This is a genomic window from Streptomyces sp. I05A-00742 (genome assembly GCF_013055795.1).
Taxonomy (GTDB): Bacteria; Actinomycetota; Actinomycetes; order Streptomycetales; family Streptomycetaceae; genus Streptomyces.
The window spans coordinates 1-19,381 of record NZ_JABETO010000051.1 but is presented as its reverse complement, the minus strand read 5'-3'; the positions used below and the strand labels follow the sequence as shown (position 1 = coordinate 19,381).

Sequence of the window (19,381 nt, the reverse complement as noted above, 5' to 3'; positions counted from 1 at the left end):
CGCCTCGATCAGCCGGGCATCGACATCGACACCCTCCCCATACGACAACGGCGGTCCCCAAGACCACAACCGGGCCTTGGGGACCGCCGTCAGGACGGGATCCGTCAGACGGAAGCCTTCGCGGGCTCGTCGTGGTCCGCGCGCTGGGCGGGCACCGGGGCGGGGCCGTTCTCGCGCGGGGTCGGGAGGAGGGCCATCACCGCGGCGGAGATCACGATGGTGGCGCCCCAGCCGAGGCCGTACTTGCCGATGAAGGTGGTGGCCAGCGGGCCGGTGAACCAGTCGCACTTGGTGAAGGCGAGGCCGGCGAGCAGGGCGACGCCCCAGGCGGTCATGGCCTGCCAGCAGAAGCCGCCGACGTACCAGTAACGGCTGGTGCGGCCGGTGTCCATGAGGGCCTCGGCGTCGTAGCGGACGGCGCGGGAGCGGCGGCGGGCCATGTCGACGGCGTAGACGCCGATCCAGGCGGAGAAGGAGACGGCGAGCAGGATGAGGAAGGTGATGAAGGAGCTCAGGAAGCTCTTCGCCACCAGCATCAGCAGCAGGCCGCCGACCAGGGAGATCACGGCGTTGATGCTGACGGCCATGGCCCGCGGCAGCTTGACGCCCATGGTCTGGGCGGTGAAGCCGGCCGAGTACATCGAGAGGCTGTTGATCAGCAGCATGCCCACGATCGCGGTGATCAGGTAGGGGACCGCCAGCCAGGTCGGGAGGATGTCACCGAGGAAGGACACCGGGTCCGGGGCGTCGGCCAGGCCGGGCGTGGCCACGGCCATCACGGCGCCCATGAGCACCATCGGCACCATGACGAGGCCCGCACCGGAGACGGTCGTGCCGACGATCTTCTTGCCCGAGGCGGAGTGCGGCAGGTAGCGCGCGAAGTCCGGGCCGGTGGGGACCCAGCTGATGCCGCCGGCGGCGATGGTGCCGATGCCGGCGATCATCATGGCCGTGGTGCCGGCGGGCTTGGAGAAGACGTCGTCCCACTTGATGTTGGCGATCAGGTAGCCCAGGACCAGCACGCTGAAGACGCCGAACAGATACGTCGACCAGGTGTTGCAGACGTTGAGCGCCTTGCGGCCCATTCCGCTCACCAGGAACGTGCAGGCGACGAACGCCAGCAGCGTGATCACGATGAGCGGGGTGTTGCTCTTCACACCGAAGACCAGGTCGAGCACGGTCAGGACGGCGTACGCGCCGGTGACCGCGTTGATCGTCTCCCAGCCGAAGCGGGCAACCCAGAGGATCGCGCCCGGGAAGAGGTTGCCGCGGACGCCGAACGTCGCGCGGGAGAGCATCGCTCCCGGCGCGCCGCCCCACTTGCCGGACACCGACAGGACGCCGACGAGGCCGAAGGACACCAGGGCCGCGCACGCGGCCACGATCAGGACCTGCCAGAAGTTCAGGGAGTTGAAGACGATCAGAGCCGCGCCCATGGTGAGCAGCAGGACGCTGATGTTGGCGGCGACCCAGGTCGGGAAGAGCTCCCGGACCCGGCCGTGCCGCTCGTGATCGGGGACAGGCTCGATGCCGCGGGTCTCGATGGCGCCTGCGGCGCCGTCGGTGCTGGACACGTTGGCGCCTTCGGCAGCGTTGTCCATGGTGGGGGCCATATCGGGGGCTCCGTGCGGGGTGTGAACAGGGCGGGGGCCTGAGCAGGAAGGGGGACAGACCTGAGCAGGAAGGGGACAGAATGGAACGTTCGGACTCTACGCGCGTCGCGCGAGCCCAGGCCATCGTACTTTGATCTAACTTTGCGCAGTTAGTGCCATTGGTCCTTGTGGAAAAGCACAAGAGTCCGGCGCTCCCGGGCGCTGCGGCGCCGGAACGCCGGGGTGGCCGATACTGGGTCCGTTATGGAAATCGTCATCCTTGCTGTAGTCATCGCTGTGGTCGCGCTCGGCGCGATCAGCGGGCTCGTGGTCAGCAGCCGCAAGAAGAAGCAGCTGCCCCCGGCGCCGCCGAGCAGCCCGTCCGTCACCGCGCCGCCCGCCGAGCCCCACATCGGCGAGGAGGCCGAGACCCCGCGCGAAGAGAAGCGCCGCACCGTCGAGGAGGTCGAGCTCCCGGCGCCCGAGGCGGAGGCCGAGGCCCCCGTCGTGGAGCCCGAGGCCGCGCCGGAGCCCGAGGCCCCGGCCGTCGAGGTGCCCGAGCCCACCGCCGGCCGGCTGGTCCGGCTCCGGGCCCGGCTCTCGCGTTCGCAGAACTCCCTGGGCAAGGGGCTGCTCACGCTGCTCTCCCGCGAGCACCTCGACGAGGACACCTGGGAGGAGATCGAGGACACCCTGCTCACCGCCGACGTCGGCGTCACACCGACGCAGGAGCTGGTCGAGCGGCTGCGCGAGCGCGTCCGGGTGCTCGGTACCCGCACCCCCGAGGAACTGCGCACCCTGCTCCGCGAGGAGCTGCTGACGCTCATCGGCACCGAGGCCGACCGCGGCGTGCACACCGAGCCCGGGGTGGGCGCCAACGGCGAGGAGAAGCCCGGCGTCGTCATGGTCGTCGGCGTCAACGGCACCGGCAAGACCACGACCACCGGCAAGCTGGCGCGCGTCCTGGTCGCCGACGGCAAGTCCGTGGTCCTCGGCGCGGCGGACACCTTCCGCGCCGCCGCGGCCGACCAGCTCCAGACCTGGGGCGAGCGTGTGGGCGCCCGTACGGTCCGCGGCCCCGAGGGCGGCGACCCGGCCTCCGTCGCGTTCGACGCGGTCAAGGAGGGCATCGCGGAGAGCGCGGACGTCGTCCTCATCGACACCGCCGGCCGTCTGCACACCAAGACCGGCCTCATGGACGAGCTGGGCAAGGTCAAGCGCGTCGTGGAGAAGCACGGCTCGGTCGACGAGGTGCTGCTGGTGCTGGACGCCACCACCGGTCAGAACGGTCTGGTCCAGGCCCGGGTGTTCGCGGAGGTCGTGAACATCACCGGCATCGTGCTCACCAAGCTCGACGGCACGGCCAAGGGCGGCATCGTCGTCGCCGTCCAGCGCGAGCTGGGCGTGCCGGTCAAGCTGGTGGGTCTGGGCGAAGGGGCGGACGACCTCGCGCCGTTCGAGCCCGAGGCGTTCGTGGACGCCCTCATCGGCGACTGAGCGTCGCCGAAACCGGGGAACGGGTTCCGTCGCGGAGGGATCGCGGCGGAACCCGTTCTGCATTCCCGGGCCCTCGCGGTTTCGGGCCCCCGCGGCGCTCAGGCCATGCCCGAGCGGTGACAGACGTAGGCGAGCGTGCCCAGCAGCAGCCGGGCCTCCGGCGGCCGGTTGGCGGTGTCCAGGGCCGGGGGGCGCAGCCAGCGCATCGGGCCGAGCCCGGCGAAGTCGGAGGGCGGCGCGGTGACATGGTCGCCGACGCCCAGTCCGTGCAGGTCGAGCCGGGCGTCGTCCCAGCCCATCCGGTAGAGCAGCTGCGGGAGTTCGGCCGCGGCGCCCGGAGCGACGAAGAACAGCGCGCGGCCGTGCGGGGTGAGGGCCACCGGCCCCAGCGGCAGACCCATCCGCTCCAGCCGGGCCAGGGCGTGCCGCCCGGCCGCCTCGGCGACCTCCAGGACGTCGAACGACCGTCCCACGGGGAGCAGTACGGCCGCCCCGGGCACCTGCGCCCAGGCCGTCGCGGCCTCGTCCAGCGTGGCGCCCGCCGGGACCACCGGGGCGAAGGAGAGGGGATGGGCCCCGGGGGAGGGGCAGTCGCCGGCGCCGCACGAACACGACACTTGCTGTCCCGTGCGCACCGCGCGTGCCCCGGGCGCCACGTCCCAGCCCCACAGCCCGGTGCACTCCGCGACGACGGTCACGGCATCGGACGCGCGGCCCCGGCGCCGAGAGCTCGAACGCAGGTCCCGGATACCGCCGATTGTGAAGCCCATGCCCCCTCCAACGGGTCCTCTTCGCGGTTGGTTACGGGTCGGAGTGTCCCGGACACGCACCGTCGCGGACGACCTCCTTCAGGGAAGCGCGAAGGTGTGCGACAGGTGGTGTGACCTGCGATGCGCGCCGTGGCGCGCATCGATCCACCTCTTGCCGGGAGGCCCTTCCTCTGCTCTCTGGTGCGCATGTCAAGTCAAGCGCGCGGCAGGCCCCATGCGTTCATTCCTTGGGGTGGCGAATGGTGGCGTTTACTCGACAGCGCTCGCTTCGACCGTGATCGTAGGATTACTTTCGGTGTGTGAACCGCGGCGGTGCCACCGGGTGCCGCCACCACGTTCATGCTCGTCCGCGTTCACGCCCGTTCGGCCCGAGTGCCGCGGGCGGCGGTGCGGACAGCGCCGCGAACGGTGCGGCGCGGACGGGCGGATGACGTGCGCGGCGTGGTGCGCCGGTGGTTCGCGACTCAGCGGTTCCGCGCGGGCGACGCGCAGGAACGGACGGTCTGGATGGGGGCGTTCCAGTGGGCGGCAGCGTCAGCGGCACCGGCGGTGCCGACGGTGCGTACGGTGCGGGCACGGCCGGCAGGGCCGAGGGGTCCGGGAAGGCCGACAAGGTGGACAAGGCCGACAAATCGGAGAAGCGCCCCAACGATCAGCTCAACTCCTGGTTCCTGCGCAGCGGCTGGTCCAAAGGGGAGCTGGCGCGGCAGGTCAACCGCCGGGCCCGGCAGCTGGGCGCCCACCACATCAGCACCGACACCTCCCGGGTGCGGCGCTGGCTGGACGGTGAGCAACCCCGCGAACCCATCCCGAAGATCCTCTCCGAGCTCTTCTCCGAGCGGTTCGGCTGTGTCGTCGGTGTGGAGGACATCGGCCTCCGCACCGCCCACCGGTCGCCCTCCGTCTCGGGCGTGGACCTGCCCTGGGCCGCCCCCCAGACCGTCGAGCTGATCAGCGAGTTCTCCCGCAGCGACCTGATGCTCGCGCGGCGCGGCTTCCTCGGCACCTCGCTCGCCCTCTCCGCCGGGCCCGCCCTGATCGAGCCCATGCAGCGCTGGCTGGTCCCCACACCGTCCGGGGGCGGTACGTCGGTCGGCGTCGCCGAGCGCGCCCGGCGCCCCCAGCTGTCCGGGCCCGAGCTGGACCTGCTGGAGTCCACCACCAAGATGTTCCGCGCGTGGGACGCCCAGTGCGGCGGCGGCCTGCGCCGCAAGGCGGTGGTCGGCCAGCTCCACGAGGTCACCGACCTCCTCCAGGAGCCGCAGGCCGACGAGACCTCCAAACGGCTCTTCAAGGTGGCCGCCGAACTCGCCGAGCTCGCGGGCTGGATGAGCTACGACATCGGCCTGCACCCCACCGCCCAGAAGTACTTCGTGCTGGCCCTGCACGCCGCGAAGGAGGCCGGCGACCGGCCCCTCGGCTCGTACATCCTCTCCAGCATGAGCCGGCAGATGATCCACCTCGGCCGGCCCGAGGACGCGCTCGAACTCGTCCACCTCGGGCAGTACGGATCACGGGAGACGGCCACCTCGCGCACCCAGGCCATGTTGTATGCGATGGAGGCCCGGGCCTACGCGAGCATGGGGCAGCCCGCCAAGTGCAAACGGGCCGTGGGCATGGCGGAGGACTGCTTCTCCGACTGCGGCGCCGGGGACGCCGATCCGGACTGGATCCGCTTCTTCTCCGAGGCCGAGCTCAACGCCGAGAACGCGCACTCCTACCGCGACCTCGCCTATGTCGCGGGGCGCAGCCCGACGTACGCCTCGCTCGCCCGGCCCAAGATGGAGGAGGCGGTCCGCCTCTTCGAGCAGGACGGCGAGCACCAGCGCTCGTACGCCCTCAACCTGATCGGCCTGGCCACCGTCGATCTGATGGAGCGGGTGCCCGAGGAGTCCACCGCCCATATGACCAAGGCCCTCCGGATCGCCAAACAGGTCCGCTCCGAGCGGGTCAACAACCGGCTGCGCAAGACGGTGGACACCGCGCTCCGCGACTTCGGCGACGTCGGCGAAGTCCGTGACCTCACCGAGCAGCTCGCCGTCCACCTGCCGGAATCGGTGGAGGCGGCCCACGCGGTATGACCGGCCGGCCCGATTCCGGCCCCTGAACCCGGCCGCGGCGACCCTCCCGTACAGCCCGACTCGGCTCCCCCAACGCCAGGTCAGACCGGACGGTCGCCGCGGTCGGCCCTTTTCGGGCCCTCGTTTGCCCTGCCGCCGGACCTTCCGCGGTACCGCCGGACCTTCCGCGGTGCCGCCGGGCCGGGTGCGGTGCCGGGTGAGCGCAATTCACCCGCCCGTAACACTCCCGCCGCCTTCGTCACCGCCGCGAAACAGCCGGCTGTCCTGTCCGAAACCGCGCTGCGTCAGCCTCGTGGCCACACCGGCCCACAGCGAACCCCGCCCGCACGGGGGCACGGGCCCCGCTGCGAGGAGACACGGATCGTGAATGGAGCGGATACCGCGTTCGTACTGATCAGCGCCGCACTGGTGATGCTGATGACCCCCGGCCTGGCCTTCTTCTACGGAGGCATGGTCCGGGTGAAGAGCGCCCTGAACATGCTGATGATGTCCTTCGTCTCGCTGGGCATCGTCACCGTGCTGTGGGTGCTCTACGGCTACTCGCTCGCCTTCGGCGACGACCTGGGCGGCGGCCTGCTCGGCAACTTCGACCACCTGGGCCTCAAGGGCATCAGGCCCGACACCCTGACGGGCGGCAAGGAAGGCATTCCGGTCTTCGCCTTCGCCCTCTTCCAGCTGATGTTCGCGGTGATCACCCCCGCCCTGATGAGCGGGGCGCTCGCCGACCGGGTGAAGTTCAGCGCCTGGTGCCTGTTCATCACCCTCTGGGTGAGCCTCGTCTACTTCCCGGTCGCCCACTGGGTCTGGCAGGCCGACGGTTGGCTCTTCAAGCTCAAGGTGATCGACTTCGCGGGCGGCACGGCCGTCCACATCAACGCCGGCATCGGCGCCCTCGCCGCCCTCCTCGTCGTCGGCAAGCGCATCGGCTTCCGCAAGGACCCCATGCGCCCCCACAGCCTCCCCCTGGTGATGCTCGGCGCGAGCCTCCTGTGGTTCGGCTGGTTCGGCTTCAACGCAGGCTCCGCGCTCGCCGCCAACGGCACCGCCGCCACCATGGCCCTCAACACCCAGGTGGCCACCGGCGCCGCGATGCTCGGCTGGCTCGCCTACGAACGCGTCCGGCACGGCGCCTTCACCACCCTGGGCGCAGCCTCCGGAGCCGTCGCGGGACTCGTCGCCATTACCCCGTCCGGCGCCGCCGTCAACGCCTTCGGCGCGATCCTCATCGGCCTCGTCGCCGGGGCCGTCTGCTCCTGGGCCGTCGGCCTCAAGTTCCGCCTCGGCTACGACGACTCGCTCGACGTCATCGGCGTCCACCTCGTCGGCGGCGTCATCGGCACCCTCCTCGTCGGCCTCCTCGCCGTCGACGGCGTCGGCGGCGCCGAACAGCTCGGCCGCCAGGCCGCCGGGGCCTTCTCGGTCATGGCCTACTCCTTCGCCGTCTCATGGATCCTGGCGAAGCTCGTGGACCGGACCGTCGGCTTCCGCGCCGCCGAGGACGACGAGATCGCCGGCCTCGACCGGGCGTTCCACGCCGAGACCGCCTACGACCACAGCGCGGCGGGCGGCACCACGGCCCTCCGCGGCGCGCCCGACCGACGGCCGGAGAACCCGCGGCCGGAGAACGAGAAGGTGGACGCATGAAACTCGTCACCGCCGTCGTCAAACCGCACCGCGTCGACGAGATCAAGGACGCCCTGCAACGGTTCGGCATCCAGGGACTCACCATCAGCGACGTCCAGGGCCACGGGCGCCAGCGCGGCCACACCGAGGTCTACCGCGGGGCCGAGTACCGGATCGACACCCTCCCCAAGTCCCGCATAGAGGTCCTCGTCGAGGACCAGGACGCCGCCGACGTCGTCGACGTCATCGTCAGAACCGCACGCACCGGGAAGATCGGCGACGGCAAGGTGTGGGTCGTCCCCGTCGAGACGGTCGTCCGCGTCCGCACCGGCGAACGCGGCCCCGACGCCCTCTGAACCGCCCACCAGGGAGCCCGAGTTGACCGAAACCCGTCTCGAACCCGCCGACTCGGGCACCGGCTGCTACGCGGCGGCCCGGCTGCGCCTCCTGCACGGGGGGCCGCGGACCGGGCCGGCGCTGCGCACCGGCCTCGCCCGGCTCACCGACGCCTGGCTCGCCGCCCTCCTCGGCCGCGCCCACGACGTCGCCCTCGTCGCCGTCGGCGGCTACGGCCGCGGTGAACTCTCGCCCCGCAGCGACCTCGACCTCCTCCTGCTCCACCGGCCCGGCGCCGACCCCGCGCACGTCGCCGCCGTGGCCGACCGCCTCTGGTACCCGGTCTGGGACCAGGGCATCGCCCTCGACCACGCCGTCCGCACCCCGGACGGCGCCCGCCGGACCGCCGACGCCGACCTCAAGGTCCACCTCGGCCTGCTCGACGCCCGCCACCTCGCCGGCGACCCCGCCCTCACCACCGCCGTCCGGACCGCCGCCTACGCGGACTGGCGCGACCGCGCCCCCGCCCGGCTGCCCGAACTCCGCGAACTCTGCGAGGACCGCGGCAGGAGCCAGGGCGAACTGCGCTTCCTCCTCGAACCCGACCTCAAGGAGGCCCGCGGCGGACTCCGCGACGCCACCGCCCTGCGCGCCGTCGCCGCCTCCTGGCTCGCCGACGCCCCGCGCGAGGGCCTCGAACCGGCCCGGTCCCTGCTGCTCGACACCCGCGACGCCCTCCACCTCACCACCGGCCGCGCCACCGACCGCCTCACCCTCCAGGAACAGGACCAGGTCGCCGCCGCCCTGGACCACCCCGACGCGGACACCCTGCTGCGCCGGGTCTACGAGGCGGCGGGCACGGTCTCCTACGCGGCCGACGTCGTCTGGCGCGAGGTCGGCCGCGTGCTGCGGGCGCGCTCCGGACGGCCCCGGCTGCGGAAGGTGTTCGGGGGCCGCGGCGGACGCGGGGGCTTCGTCGAGCCCGAGCGGATCCCCCTCGCCGAGGGCGTCGTCGAACAGGACGGCGAGGCGGTCCTCGCCCGTACGGCGCGCCCCGAGCGCGACCCGGTGCTGCCCCTGCGGGCCGCCGCGGCCGCCGCCAAGGCCGGGCTCCCGCTGGCCGCCCACACCGTGCGGCGGCTGGCGGCCGCCGGGCCGCCGCCGGTGCCGTGGCCCGACGAGGCGCGGGAGCGCTTCGTCACCCTCCTCGGGGCCGGGGAGCACACGGTCGCGGCCTGGGAGGCGCTGGAGGCGGAGGGGATCGTCTCCCGGCTGCTCCCGGAGTGGGAGCACGTCCGCTGCCGCCCGCAGCGCAACGCCGTGCACCGCTGGACCGTCGACCGGCACCTGATCGAGACCTGCGTCCGCGCCGCCGCCCTCACCCGCCGCGTCGGCCGCCCCGACCTGCTCCTCGTCGCCGCCCTCCTCCACGACCTCGGCAAGGGCCGCCCCGGCGACCACTCCGTGACGGGCGAGGCCATCGCCCGCGAGGTCGCGCCGCGGCTCGGCTTCGGCGACGCCGACACGGAGGTCCTCGCCACGCTCGTCCGCCACCACCTGCTGCTCGCCGAGACCGCGACCCGGCGCGACCTCGACGACCCGGCGACGGTCCGCGCGGTCACGGACGCGGTCCCCGACGCCGGGACCCTGGAACTCCTGCACGCCCTCACCGAGGCCGACGCCCTCGCCACCGGGCCCGCGGCGTGGAACGACTGGCGGGCGTCGCTGGTCGGCGGGCTGGTGCGGCGTGCGGCGGCGGCCCTGGCGGGGGAGGCGGCCCCGGTGCGGGCGGCCCCCTCGCCGCCCACTCCCGAACAGTCGCGCCTGGCGTCGGAGGCGCGTGCCTCGGGCGGCCCGGTCCTCACCCTGACCGCCGCCGACGAGGGCGCGGAACTGCTGATCGCCGTCCCCGAACGCCCCGGCGTCCTGCCCGCCGCCGCCGGCGTCCTCGCCCTGCACCGCCTGACCGTCCGCACAGCCGACCTGCGGACCGTGCCCGACGACGTCCTGCTGCTCCGGTGGCGGGTGGCCGCGGAGTACGGCGACCTCCCGGACGCGGCCCGGCTCCGCAACGACCTCGTCCGGGCCCTGGACGGCTCCCTTGACGTCGCCGGCCGGCTGGCCGAACGCGAGGCGGCCTACGCGGTGCGCCGTCGTGGGGCTGTTGCCTCGCCACCGCCGTCCGTGACCGTCGCGGAGGGCGGCTCGCACGATGCGACGGTGCTGGAGGTGCGGGCGGAGGATGCTCCTGGGCTGCTGCATCGGATCGGGCGGGCGTTGGAGGGGGCGGGGGTTCGGGTGCGGAGTGCGCATGTTTCTACGTTGGGGGCGAGTGTGGTGGATGCGTTTTATGTGACGGGGGTGGACGGTAAGCGGTTGGGGGAGGTGGGGGTGGTGGTTGAGGCGGTGGAGCGGGCGCTGGTGTGAGGGGGGTGCCCCGGGCCCGCCCTTTCACCGTTTCCCGGGAGACCCGGACCCCTTGAAAGCGGCTTCGCCGCTTGTCCTCAAACGCCGGACGGGCTGACTCAGCCCGTCCGGCGTTTGAGGACGCGCGCTCGGGGGTGCGGGGGCTTGCCCCCGCGCAAGAAACGGTGAAAGGGCGGGACCGGGGCTACCCCCACCGCCGGTACGGATACCCTGGAGGGCGATTCCCACCGCCCCCGACCCCGAGGACCGACGAGCGCCGTGTTCGATACCCTTTCCGATCGCCTCGCAGCCACCTTCAAGAGCCTCCGCGGCAAGGGGCGCCTGAGCGAGGCGGACATCGACGCCACCGCTCGCGAGATCCGCATCGCCCTGCTCGAGGCGGACGTCGCGCTGCCGGTCGTCCGGGCCTTCATCAAGCAGGTCAAGGAGCGCGCGACCGGTGAAGAGGTCTCCAAGGCCCTCAACCCGGCCCAGCAGGTCGTCAAGATCGTCAATGACGAGCTCGTCGGCATCCTGGGCGGCGAGACCCGCCGCCTCCGCTTCGCCAAGACGGCCCCGACCGTCATCATGCTCGCCGGCCTCCAGGGCGCCGGTAAGACGACGCTCGCCGGAAAGCTCGGTCTCTGGCTGAAGAGCCAGGGGCACTCGCCGCTGCTGGTCGCGTGTGACCTGCAGCGCCCGAACGCGGTCAACCAGCTGAGCGTGGTCGCCGAGCGCGCCGGGGTGGCCGTCTACGCGCCGCAGCCGGGCAACGGGGTCGGTGACCCGGTCCAGGTCGCCAAGGACTCGATCGAGTACGCGAAGTCCAAGGTCCACGACATCGTCGTGGTGGACACCGCCGGCCGCCTCGGCATCGACGCCGAGATGATGCAGCAGGCGGCGGACATCCGGGACGCGGTGAACCCGGACGAGACGCTGTTCGTGGTCGACGCCATGATCGGTCAGGACGCGGTCAACACGGCCGAGGCGTTCCGGGACGGCGTGGGCTTCGACGGCGTGGTGCTGTCCAAGCTCGACGGCGACGCCCGTGGCGGTGCGGCGCTCTCCATCGCGCACGTCACCGGCAAGCAGATCATGTTCGCCTCCAACGGCGAGAAGCTGGACGACTTCGACGCGTTCCACCCGGACCGCATGGCGTCCCGCATCCTCGACATGGGCGACATGCTCACCCTGATCGAGAAGGCCGAGCAGACCTTCAGCCAGGCCGAGGCCGAGAAGATGGCGGCCAAGCTGGCGAAGGGGCCCAAGGAGTTCACGCTCGACGACTTCCTGGCGCAGATGGAGCAGGTCCGGAAGATGGGCTCGATCTCCAAGCTGCTGGGGATGCTGCCCGGCATGGGGCAGATCAAGGACCAGATCAACAACCTGGACGAGCGCGACGTCGACCGCACCGCCGCGATCATCAAGTCGATGACGCCGGTCGAGCGCCAGGACCCGACGATCATCAACGGCTCGCGCCGGGCGCGTATCGCCAAGGGTTCGGGCGTGGACGTCAGCGCGGTCAAGAATCTGGTCGAGCGCTTCTTCGAGGCGCGCAAGATGATGTCGCGCATGGCGCAGGGCGGCGGCATGCCGGGAATGCCGGGCATCCCGGGCATGGGCGGCGGCGCGGGCAAGAAGAAGAAGCAGCAGAAGCAGGCCAAGGGCAAGCGGCAGAGCGGCAACCCGATGAAGCGCAAGGCGGAGGAGCAGGCGGCCGCCGCCCGTCGGGAACAGGGGGCCGGCAACCCGTTGGGCCTGCCTCCGGGGCAGGACGCGAAGAACTTCGAACTCCCCGATGAATTCAAGAAGTTCATGGGCTGAGCCCGTCGTCCCCGTGGGGTGATCCCCCGGGAGGAAAGCCCCCGGCCCGCGGCCGGGGGCTTTTCACGTGTCCCCGCGCGCCCCGCCGTTGCCACGCCCGCCGTTGCTACACGCGTGCGATGAGATAGCGGAACACATTCGGCATCCACACCGTGCCGTCCCCGCGCAGATACGGGTGGACGGCCTCGGTGAGTTCCTTGGACACCTGCTCCTGGTCGGTGGTGCGCGTCGCCGCGTCGAAGGCGCCCGTCGAGAGCAGTCCGCGGACCGCGCTGCCCAGGTCGGCGTAGCCGTACGGGCACGCCACCCGCCCGGAGCCGTCGGGCCGCAGCCCGGCCAGGCGGGCCAGGTCCTCCAGGTCGTCACGGCCGTTGGGGCGCCAGTGGGCGGCGGTGGCCATCGGGTCGGCCAGCCGGGCCGCGACCCGCAGGGCGCCGGAGGCCGCGCAGCGCTCCGGAGGTCCCCAGCCGGCGAGGACGACCGGTGCGCCGCGCCGGGCACGGGAGGACGCCCGCCGGAGGGCCTCCGCCATGTCACGGGTGCTGCCGCCCGCGCAGTAGAGCGGGTCGAAGGCGGTGACGAGGGTGAACGGTGGGTCGGCCGGCTCCGCGACGCTGTCCGCGTCACCGTGGCCGAGCCGGGCCGTCGCGGTGGAAGGGTGGGCCGCCAGCCGTTCCCGGGCGAGGTCGAGCCGGCGTTCGTCCGTGTCGATACCGCAGACGGTGGCCCCCCGGGAGGCCGCCATCAGCAGGGCCAGACCCGATCCGCAGCCCAGGCTCAGCAGCCGGGTCCCCGCATCGACTTCCAGCCGCTCGTAGACCGCTTCGTAGAGCGGTACGAGCATGCGTTCCTGGATTTCCGCCCAGTCGCGGGCCCGCGACCGGAGCGGCGACGGGGACGGCCGGTGCCGTCGCACGAGCGTTGGTGTCATCGCATGCGCCCCAATCCGCCGAATTCGGTTTTCTGACCGAAGTGCCGCCCCCCATGTGCTGTCGTGCGCGCCGCTGCCGCACTTCCCCCCAAGCCAGGGAACCCCGCATCCGCCCGCGAGTCCAGGGGGATGGCGCGAGAACGTTCCCGTACGCCCACGATGGCATGTGCCGCGGCGCACCGCATGAGATGAATACCCAGCCGCAAACCCTGAACAGGCCGGGAACGCGGGGTTGCGGGCGGACGGATTCACACTCGGCCCGACGGGGCCCGTACCATTCGCCCCATGGCAAAGGCTCCCATTCTCACTCCGCAGGCGGAAGACTTCCCGCGCTGGTACCAGGACCTGATCAACAAGGCCGAACTGGCCGACAACGGCCCGGTGCGCGGCACCATGGTCATCCGACCGTACGGGTACGGGCTCTGGGAGCGCATGCAGCAGGAGATGGACGCCCGGATCAAGGACGCGGGCGCCTCCAACGCGTACTTCCCGCTCTTCATCCCGCAGTCGTACCTGACGCGCGAGGCCGAGCACGTCGAGGGCTTCGCCCCGGAGCTGGCGGTCGTCACGCACGGCGGCGGCAAGGAGCTGGAGGAGCCGGTCGTCGTCCGTCCGACCTCCGAGACGATCATCAACGAGTACTTCTCGAAGTGGGTGCAGAGCTACCGCGACCTGCCCCTGCTGATCAACCAGTGGGCGAACGTGGTCCGTTGGGAGATGCGTCCGCGCGTCTTCCTGCGCACGAGCGAGTTCCTCTGGCAGGAGGGCCACACGGCGCACGCGACCTACGAGGACGCGCGCGACTACGCGGCGCGCATCCACCGGGACGTGTACTACGACTTCATGGTCAACGTCCTGGGCATCGACGTGGTGCTCGGCCGCAAGACGCCCAAGGAGCGGTTCGCGGGCGCGATCAACACCCTCACGCTCGAAGGCATGATGCGGGACGGCAAGGCCCTGCAGATGGGCACCAGCCATGAGCTGGGCCAGAACTTCGCCAAGGCGTTCAACACCTCGTACCTGTCGAAGGACGGGCACCAGGAGCTGGTCTGGCAGACCTCGTGGGGCGTCTCCACCCGCATGGTCGGCGGTCTGATCATGTCGCACGGCGACGACAACGGACTGCGCGTCCCGCCGCGCCTGGCGCCGGTGCAGGCCGTCGTCCTCGCGATCAAGGGCGACGACGCGGTCATCGCCAAGGTCCGTGAGATCGGGGACCAGCTGAAGGCCGCCGGTGTCCGGGTGCAGGTCGACGACCGCACGGACACTCCGTTCGGCCGCCGTGCCGTGGACTGGGAGCTCAAGGGCGTCCCGGTGCGCATCGAGATCGGTCCGCGCGACCTGGAGAACGGCACCGCGATGCTGGCCCGCCGGATCCCGGGAGGCAAGGAGCAGGTGCGCGTCGACAACGCAGCGGAGCTGGCCGCGCTGCTGCCGAAGGTCCTGGAGGAGGACCAGGCGCTGCTGCTGCGCCAGTCGCGCGAGCGCCGCGAGGAGCGCACGGCGGACGTGTCGACCGTCGAGGAGGCCGCCGAGGCCGCCGTCGCCGGTGGCTGGGCGCGCATCCCGTGGTCGGTGCTGGGCACCGAGGGCGAGGCCAGGCTGGCCGAGCAGGCCGTGACGGTGCGCTGCCTGGTGACCGAGGACGGCGGGGTGCCGGACGCGGACGACGCCCCCGGCACGATCGCCCTCGTCGCACGGGCGTACTGACACTCGCACACCTCCGGGGCGAACTGACTTATGGGTCAGTTCGCCCCGGCTTGCGAACAGGCGTGCGTACTTCTGCGACTTCTCCGCACTTCTGTGCAGATCGGGGCACCCGCCCTCGTCGGGGCGGGTGGGCCGGTATCGCAGGGATACTGACTGGTACGTGCAAATTATTTGGGATGGCCCGGTATCGGAACACCGGACCGCCCCGACTCGTTGTCACGACGTGAGCACGACACCACCTGTTCTCGCCGCAGAACTGGCGCAGGCGTGGGCCGACATTCAGCGGTTCCACCCCGAGCTGCCGGATCTCGCCGCGCCCGAATCCTTGATCGGGGAGTCGTCGTCCGCTTGCGGCGCCGAGCTCTCCTTCGAACGGCTGCTGCACGAGGCAGTGCACGGCATCGCGGCCGCCCGCGGTGTCCGGGACACCTCACGCGCCGGCCGCTACCACAATCGCCGGTTCCTGGCGATCGCCGAGGAACTGGGCCTCGACCACAGCGACGAGCCGCATCCCAGCAGCGGCTTCTCCCTGGTCGTGCTCAACCCGGAGGCGCGCCGCCGCTACCGCGCCACCATCGACAGACTGCAGCGCGCCCTCAAGGCGCACACGATGGCCACCGCCGCCGACACCTCGCGCACCTTCCGGGGACCGGCCGCCCGGCACGGCTCCTCGGGCGGCGGGGTGCGGGTCAAGGCCGTGTGCGACTGCGGGCGCAACGTCCGTGTGGTGCCGTCCGTGCTCGCCCAGGCGCCGATCATGTGCGGTGGCTGCGGCCAGCCGTTCCGCATCCCCGAGGCGATGTCCGTGGGCTGACGGAGGACCCGCCCGTCCCCGGTGTCCGCCGGGGCCGGACCGGGGCGGGGCCGGGTTCGGGCGCCCGGGCGCGTATGGCAGAATGGGGGGCTGTACTCGACAGTCGTACAGGACCCCTCTCTCCTCCGGCTGACGCGTCCATCGGGCACTCCGAGTACCGCAACCCCACGTGGCATCCCGTTGTGCCCACCACGTCAAGACCAGGAGACACCACTCCAGTGGCAGTCAAGATCAAGCTGAAGCGTCTGGGCAAGATCCGTTCGCCTCACTACCGCATCGTCGTCGCCGACTCCCGTACCCGCCGTGACGGCCGGGCCATCGAGGAGATCGGTCTGTACCACCCGGTGCAGAACCCCTCGCGCATCGAGGTCAACTCCGAGCGCGCGCAGTACTGGCTGAGCGTCGGCGCCCAGCCGACCGAGCCCGTCATGGCCATCCTCAAGGTCACCGGCGACTGGCAGAAGTTCAAGGGCCTGCCGGCCCCGGCTCCGATGCTCGTGGCCGAGCCCAAGGACAAGCGCGCCGCGTTCGAGGAGTTCACCAAGGCCCTCGAGGCCAGCGAGGCGAAGGGTGAGGCCATCACCCCGAAGGCCAAGAAGTCGGAGAAGAAGGACGAGGCTGCCAACGCCGCCGAGTCCGCCGAGTCGACCGAGGCCTGAGCATGCTGGAGGAGGCCCTTGAGCACTTGGTCAAGGGCATCGTCGACAACCCCGACGAGGTGCAGGTGGCCTCGCGCAACCTGCGCCGGGGGCGTGTGCTGGAGGTCCGGGTCCACCCGGACGATCTCGGCAAGGTGATCGGCCGCAACGGCCGTACCGCCCGCGCGCTCCGCACCGTCGTGGGCGCCATCGGCGGCCGTGGCATCCGCGTCGACCTCGTCGATGTGGACCAGGTCCGCTGACCAGCGGCAGAGCATCCGGCACGGGCCGGGAAGGGTTCTCCTTCCCGGCCCGTTGTCATGTCGTAGGACCCGTGGTCGCAGGACCCCGTTGTCATAAGAGCGTGGAGAAGGAACGGACATCGTGCAGCTCGTAGTGGGCAGGATCGGCCGCGCCCATGGCATCAAGGGCGAGGTCAGCATTGAGGTGCGGACGGACGAGCCCGAGCTGAGGCTGGGGCCCGGGGCCGTGCTGGCCACCGACCCCGCGGGCGCGGGACCGCTGACCGTCGAGAGCGGACGGGTGCACAGCGGACGGCTGCTGCTCCGGTTCACCGGCATCGCCGACCGGACGGCCGCCGAGACCCTGCGCAACACCCTCCTGATCGCCGACGTGGACCCGGACGAGACGCCCGAGGACCCCGAGGAGTTCTACGACCACCAGCTGGTGGACCTGGACGTCGTCACCGTCGACGGCACCGGGGTCGGCCGGATCACCGAGATCTCCCACCTGCCGTCCCAGGACCTGTTCATCGTCGAACGCCCCGACGGCACCGAGGTGATGATCCCCTTCGTCGAGGAGATCGTCACGGAGATCGACCTGGAGGCCCAGCGCGCCGTCATCGACCCGCCGCGAGGCCTGCTGGACGCCGACCGGGCCGAGGTCGCCGGCAGCCGTGACGAGGGTGACCGCTGATGCGCCTCGACGTCGTCACGATCTTCCCCGAGTACCTCGAACCGCTGAACGTCTCGCTTGTCGGCAAGGCCCGCGCCCGCGGACAGCTCGACGTCCGCATCCACGACCTGCGGGAATGGACGCACGACAAGCACAACACCGTCGACGACACCCCGTACGGCGGCGGTCCCGGCATGGTCATGAAGCCCGAGCCCTGGGGCGAGGCACTGGACTCCGTTCTCGCCTCCGGCGCGGGCGAGGAGCAGCCCGTCCTGGTCGTCCCCACGCCCAGCGGCCGGCCGTTCACCCAGGAACTGGCCGTCGAACTGTCCGCCAAGCCCTGGCTGGTCTTCACCCCGGCCCGCTACGAGGGCATCGACCGCCGGGTCATCGAGGAGTACGGCGAGCGGCTCGATGTGCGCGAGGTCTCCATCGGTGACTATGTGCTGGCCGGCGGCGAGGCCCCGGTCCTCGTCATGGTCGAGGCCATCGCCCGGCTGCTCCCCGGCGTCCTGGGCAACGCGGAGTCGCACCGCGACGACTCGTTCGCCACCGGCGCCATGGCCGACCTGCTGGAGGGGCCCGTCTACACCAAGCCCCCGGAGTGGCGCGGCCGCGGCATCCCCGACGTGCTGCTCAGCGGCCACCACGGGAAGATCGCCCGCTGGCGCCGCGACGAGGCGTTCCGCCGCACCGACCTGAACCGGCCGGACCTCATCGAGCGCGCCGAGCCCGCGTCCTTCGACAAGAAGGACCGCGAGATGCTCTCCATCCTGGGCTGGGCCCCGGGTCCCGACGGCCGATTTGGGCGACTGGCCCCCGACGTGGAAGAATGAGCCGTTGCCTTGCGTCCGGCGCGCGCCCCTGCCACAGGGGGAACGACGTCCGCCGGGGGCAGTACGGCACCCTTACTTTCCGCACGAATTCCGCCGATGACCTGTGGCATCGGCGAGGAAGAGAAGACTCATGTCCTCCCTGCTCGACAACGTCAACGCCGCGTCGCTGCGCACCGACGTCCCCGCCTTCCGTCCCGGTGACACCGTGAACGTCCACGTCCGCGTCATCGAGGGCAACCGCTCCCGCATCCAGCAGTTCAAGGGTGTCGTCATCCGCCGCCAGGGCGCGGGCATCAGCGAGACCTTCACCGTCCGCAAGGTCTCCTTCTCGGTCGGCGTCGAGCGCACCTTCCCGGTCCACAGCCCGATCTTCGAGAAGATCGAGCTCGTGACCCGCGGTGACGTCCGTCGCGCCAAGCTGTACTACCTCCGTGAGCTCCGCGGCAAGGCCGCGAAGATCAAGGAGAAGCGCGACAACTGAGCTTCCGCCCGGCGTCCCGGCCCGGCCGGATAGGCTCTCGGGTCGATGGACACCGACGCACAGCTTTCGGAGCGCGACCGCTCTCCCCACCCCCTCGGGGGCGAGGAGCAGCGGTCGCGCTCTTCGCGCATATCCGGCCTTTCACCCGTCACCCGCCTGCCCCGGAGGGCGTGGCGGTGGCTGACCGGCGGCGGCCCGCTGCGCCGCGCCGGTGTGCTGCTGGTCTGCTGCCTGGCCTTCCTGATGCTGGTCAGCAGCTATGTGGTGCAGCCCTTCGTGATTCCGTCCGGGTCGATGGAGAACACCCTGCGGCCCGGGGACCGGGTGCTGGTCAACAAGCTGGCCTACCGCTTCGGGGACGAGCCGCGGCGGGGGGACGTGGTGGTCTTCGACGGACTGGGCTCGTTCGTCCAGGAGAAGCCGGCGGAGAACGCGGTGACGACGGTGGTGCGCAAGGTGGCCTCGTCGGTCGGCCTGATGCAGCCGGCGCCGACGGACTACGTCAAGCGGGTCGTGGGCGTCGGCGGTGACCGGGTGGTCTGCGACCACCGGGGGCGGCTGTCGGTCAACGGCCGGGTGATCACCGAGAACTATCTCTTCCCCGGGGACACTTCCTCGCGGGTGCCCTTCGATGTCGTGGTGCCCGAGGGGCGGCTGTGGGTGATGGGCGACCATCGCAGCGCGTCCCGGGACGGGCGGGACCACCTGGGGGCGCCGGGCGGCGGCATGGTCCCGGTGGACCGGGTCATCGGCCGCGCGGACTGGATCGGCTGGCCGTTCGGCCGGTGGTCCTCCGTGGAGCAGCCGGACGCCTTCGCCGACGTCCCGGAGCCGCGGCCGGGCGCCGCGCACGGCGGGGGCGCGCGTGGGGCACCGTAGCCGCGCCCGCGGGAGGGGTGGCGGCCGGGGGCGGACGGGCCGGCCGGC

17 protein-coding genes are annotated in these 19,381 nt (G+C 71.8%); 14 read left to right on the top strand and 3 right to left on the bottom strand.

The window, feature by feature from the left end; genetic code table 11:
* Positions 1–104: 104 nt before the first annotated feature.
* A complete protein-coding gene (locus HN013_RS29285) occupies positions 105–1,601 on the bottom strand; it encodes a cytosine permease (protein ID WP_171171579.1) in 1,497 nt (498 codons plus the stop codon).
* Positions 1,602–1,856: 255 nt separating this feature from the next.
* Between HN013_RS29285 and ftsY the strand changes: the two genes are divergently transcribed.
* The gene (ftsY, locus tag HN013_RS29280) at positions 1,857–3,089 is read left to right on the top strand and encodes a signal recognition particle-docking protein FtsY (RefSeq protein WP_171171560.1); all 1,233 of its coding nucleotides are present in this window, start codon (positions 1,857–1,859) and stop codon (positions 3,087–3,089) included.
* A 98-nt stretch (positions 3,090–3,187) separates the two neighbouring features.
* Here the strand turns inward: ftsY and HN013_RS29275 are convergent, their stop codons facing one another.
* The gene (locus HN013_RS29275; protein ID WP_171171559.1) at positions 3,188–3,859 is read right to left on the bottom strand and encodes a bifunctional DNA primase/polymerase; all 672 of its coding nucleotides are present in this window, start codon (positions 3,857–3,859) and stop codon (positions 3,188–3,190) included.
* 614 nt (positions 3,860–4,473) lie between these two features.
* Here HN013_RS29275 and HN013_RS29270 point away from each other — a divergent pair.
* The 5 genes from HN013_RS29270 to ffh all read left to right on the top strand — a co-directional run bounded on the left by HN013_RS29270 (position 4,474) and on the right by ffh (position 12,129).
* Entirely contained in the window at positions 4,474–5,940 is a 1,467-nt protein-coding gene (locus HN013_RS29270) for a hypothetical protein (protein WP_171171578.1), read from the top strand.
* Between the two features lie 363 nt (positions 5,941–6,303).
* Positions 6,304–7,584 carry an ammonium transporter gene (locus HN013_RS29265; protein ID WP_171171557.1) on the top strand — a complete coding sequence of 427 codons (1,281 nt, stop codon included), beginning with the start codon at positions 6,304–6,306 and terminating at the stop codon, positions 7,582–7,584.
* Positions 7,581–7,919: a P-II family nitrogen regulator gene (locus HN013_RS29260; RefSeq protein WP_004944889.1), complete on the top strand. Its 339-nt coding sequence runs from the start codon at positions 7,581–7,583 to the stop codon at positions 7,917–7,919. The genes HN013_RS29265 and HN013_RS29260 overlap by 4 nt, the downstream gene beginning before the upstream one ends.
* Positions 7,920–7,941: 22 nt before the next feature.
* Positions 7,942–10,326, top strand: a complete 2,385-nt coding sequence (locus HN013_RS29255; RefSeq protein WP_171171555.1) for a [protein-PII] uridylyltransferase — start codon at positions 7,942–7,944, stop codon at positions 10,324–10,326.
* Positions 10,327–10,584: 258 nt separating this feature from the next.
* Positions 10,585–12,129: a signal recognition particle protein gene (ffh, locus tag HN013_RS29250; protein ID WP_171171553.1), complete on the top strand. Its 1,545-nt coding sequence runs from the start codon at positions 10,585–10,587 to the stop codon at positions 12,127–12,129.
* A 106-nt stretch (positions 12,130–12,235) separates the two neighbouring features.
* Here ffh and HN013_RS29245 read toward each other — a convergent pair whose 3' ends face one another.
* A complete protein-coding gene (locus HN013_RS29245; RefSeq protein ID WP_171171551.1) occupies positions 12,236–13,060 on the bottom strand; it encodes a class I SAM-dependent methyltransferase in 825 nt (274 codons plus the stop codon).
* Between the two features lie 285 nt (positions 13,061–13,345).
* Between HN013_RS29245 and proS the strand changes: the two genes are divergently transcribed.
* From proS to lepB, 8 genes are all read left to right on the top strand, one after another.
* Positions 13,346–14,770: a proline--tRNA ligase gene (gene proS, locus HN013_RS29240; RefSeq protein ID WP_171171549.1), complete on the top strand. Its 1,425-nt coding sequence runs from the start codon at positions 13,346–13,348 to the stop codon at positions 14,768–14,770.
* 223 nt (positions 14,771–14,993) lie between these two features.
* Positions 14,994–15,584: a hypothetical protein gene (locus HN013_RS29235; protein WP_004944874.1), complete on the top strand. Its 591-nt coding sequence runs from the start codon at positions 14,994–14,996 to the stop codon at positions 15,582–15,584.
* A gap of 218 nt (positions 15,585–15,802) precedes the next feature.
* Positions 15,803–16,243, top strand: a complete 441-nt coding sequence (rpsP, locus tag HN013_RS29230; protein WP_171171548.1) for a 30S ribosomal protein S16 — start codon at positions 15,803–15,805, stop codon at positions 16,241–16,243.
* Between the two features lie 2 nt (positions 16,244–16,245).
* Positions 16,246–16,485 carry an RNA-binding protein gene (locus HN013_RS29225; RefSeq protein WP_020868149.1) on the top strand — a complete coding sequence of 80 codons (240 nt, stop codon included), beginning with the start codon at positions 16,246–16,248 and terminating at the stop codon, positions 16,483–16,485.
* 121 nt (positions 16,486–16,606) lie between these two features.
* Positions 16,607–17,158: a ribosome maturation factor RimM gene (gene rimM / locus HN013_RS29220; RefSeq protein ID WP_171171546.1), complete on the top strand. Its 552-nt coding sequence runs from the start codon at positions 16,607–16,609 to the stop codon at positions 17,156–17,158.
* Positions 17,158–17,973 carry a tRNA (guanosine(37)-N1)-methyltransferase TrmD gene (trmD, locus tag HN013_RS29215; protein WP_171171544.1) on the top strand — a complete coding sequence of 272 codons (816 nt, stop codon included), beginning with the start codon at positions 17,158–17,160 and terminating at the stop codon, positions 17,971–17,973. Before rimM ends, trmD begins: the two co-directional genes overlap by 1 nt.
* A gap of 130 nt (positions 17,974–18,103) precedes the next feature.
* Positions 18,104–18,454: a 50S ribosomal protein L19 gene (gene rplS / locus HN013_RS29210; protein WP_004944863.1), complete on the top strand. Its 351-nt coding sequence runs from the start codon at positions 18,104–18,106 to the stop codon at positions 18,452–18,454.
* Between the two features lie 45 nt (positions 18,455–18,499).
* Entirely contained in the window at positions 18,500–19,333 is an 834-nt protein-coding gene (gene lepB / locus HN013_RS29205) for a signal peptidase I (RefSeq protein WP_171171542.1), read from the top strand.
* Positions 19,334–19,381 lie beyond the last annotated feature (48 nt).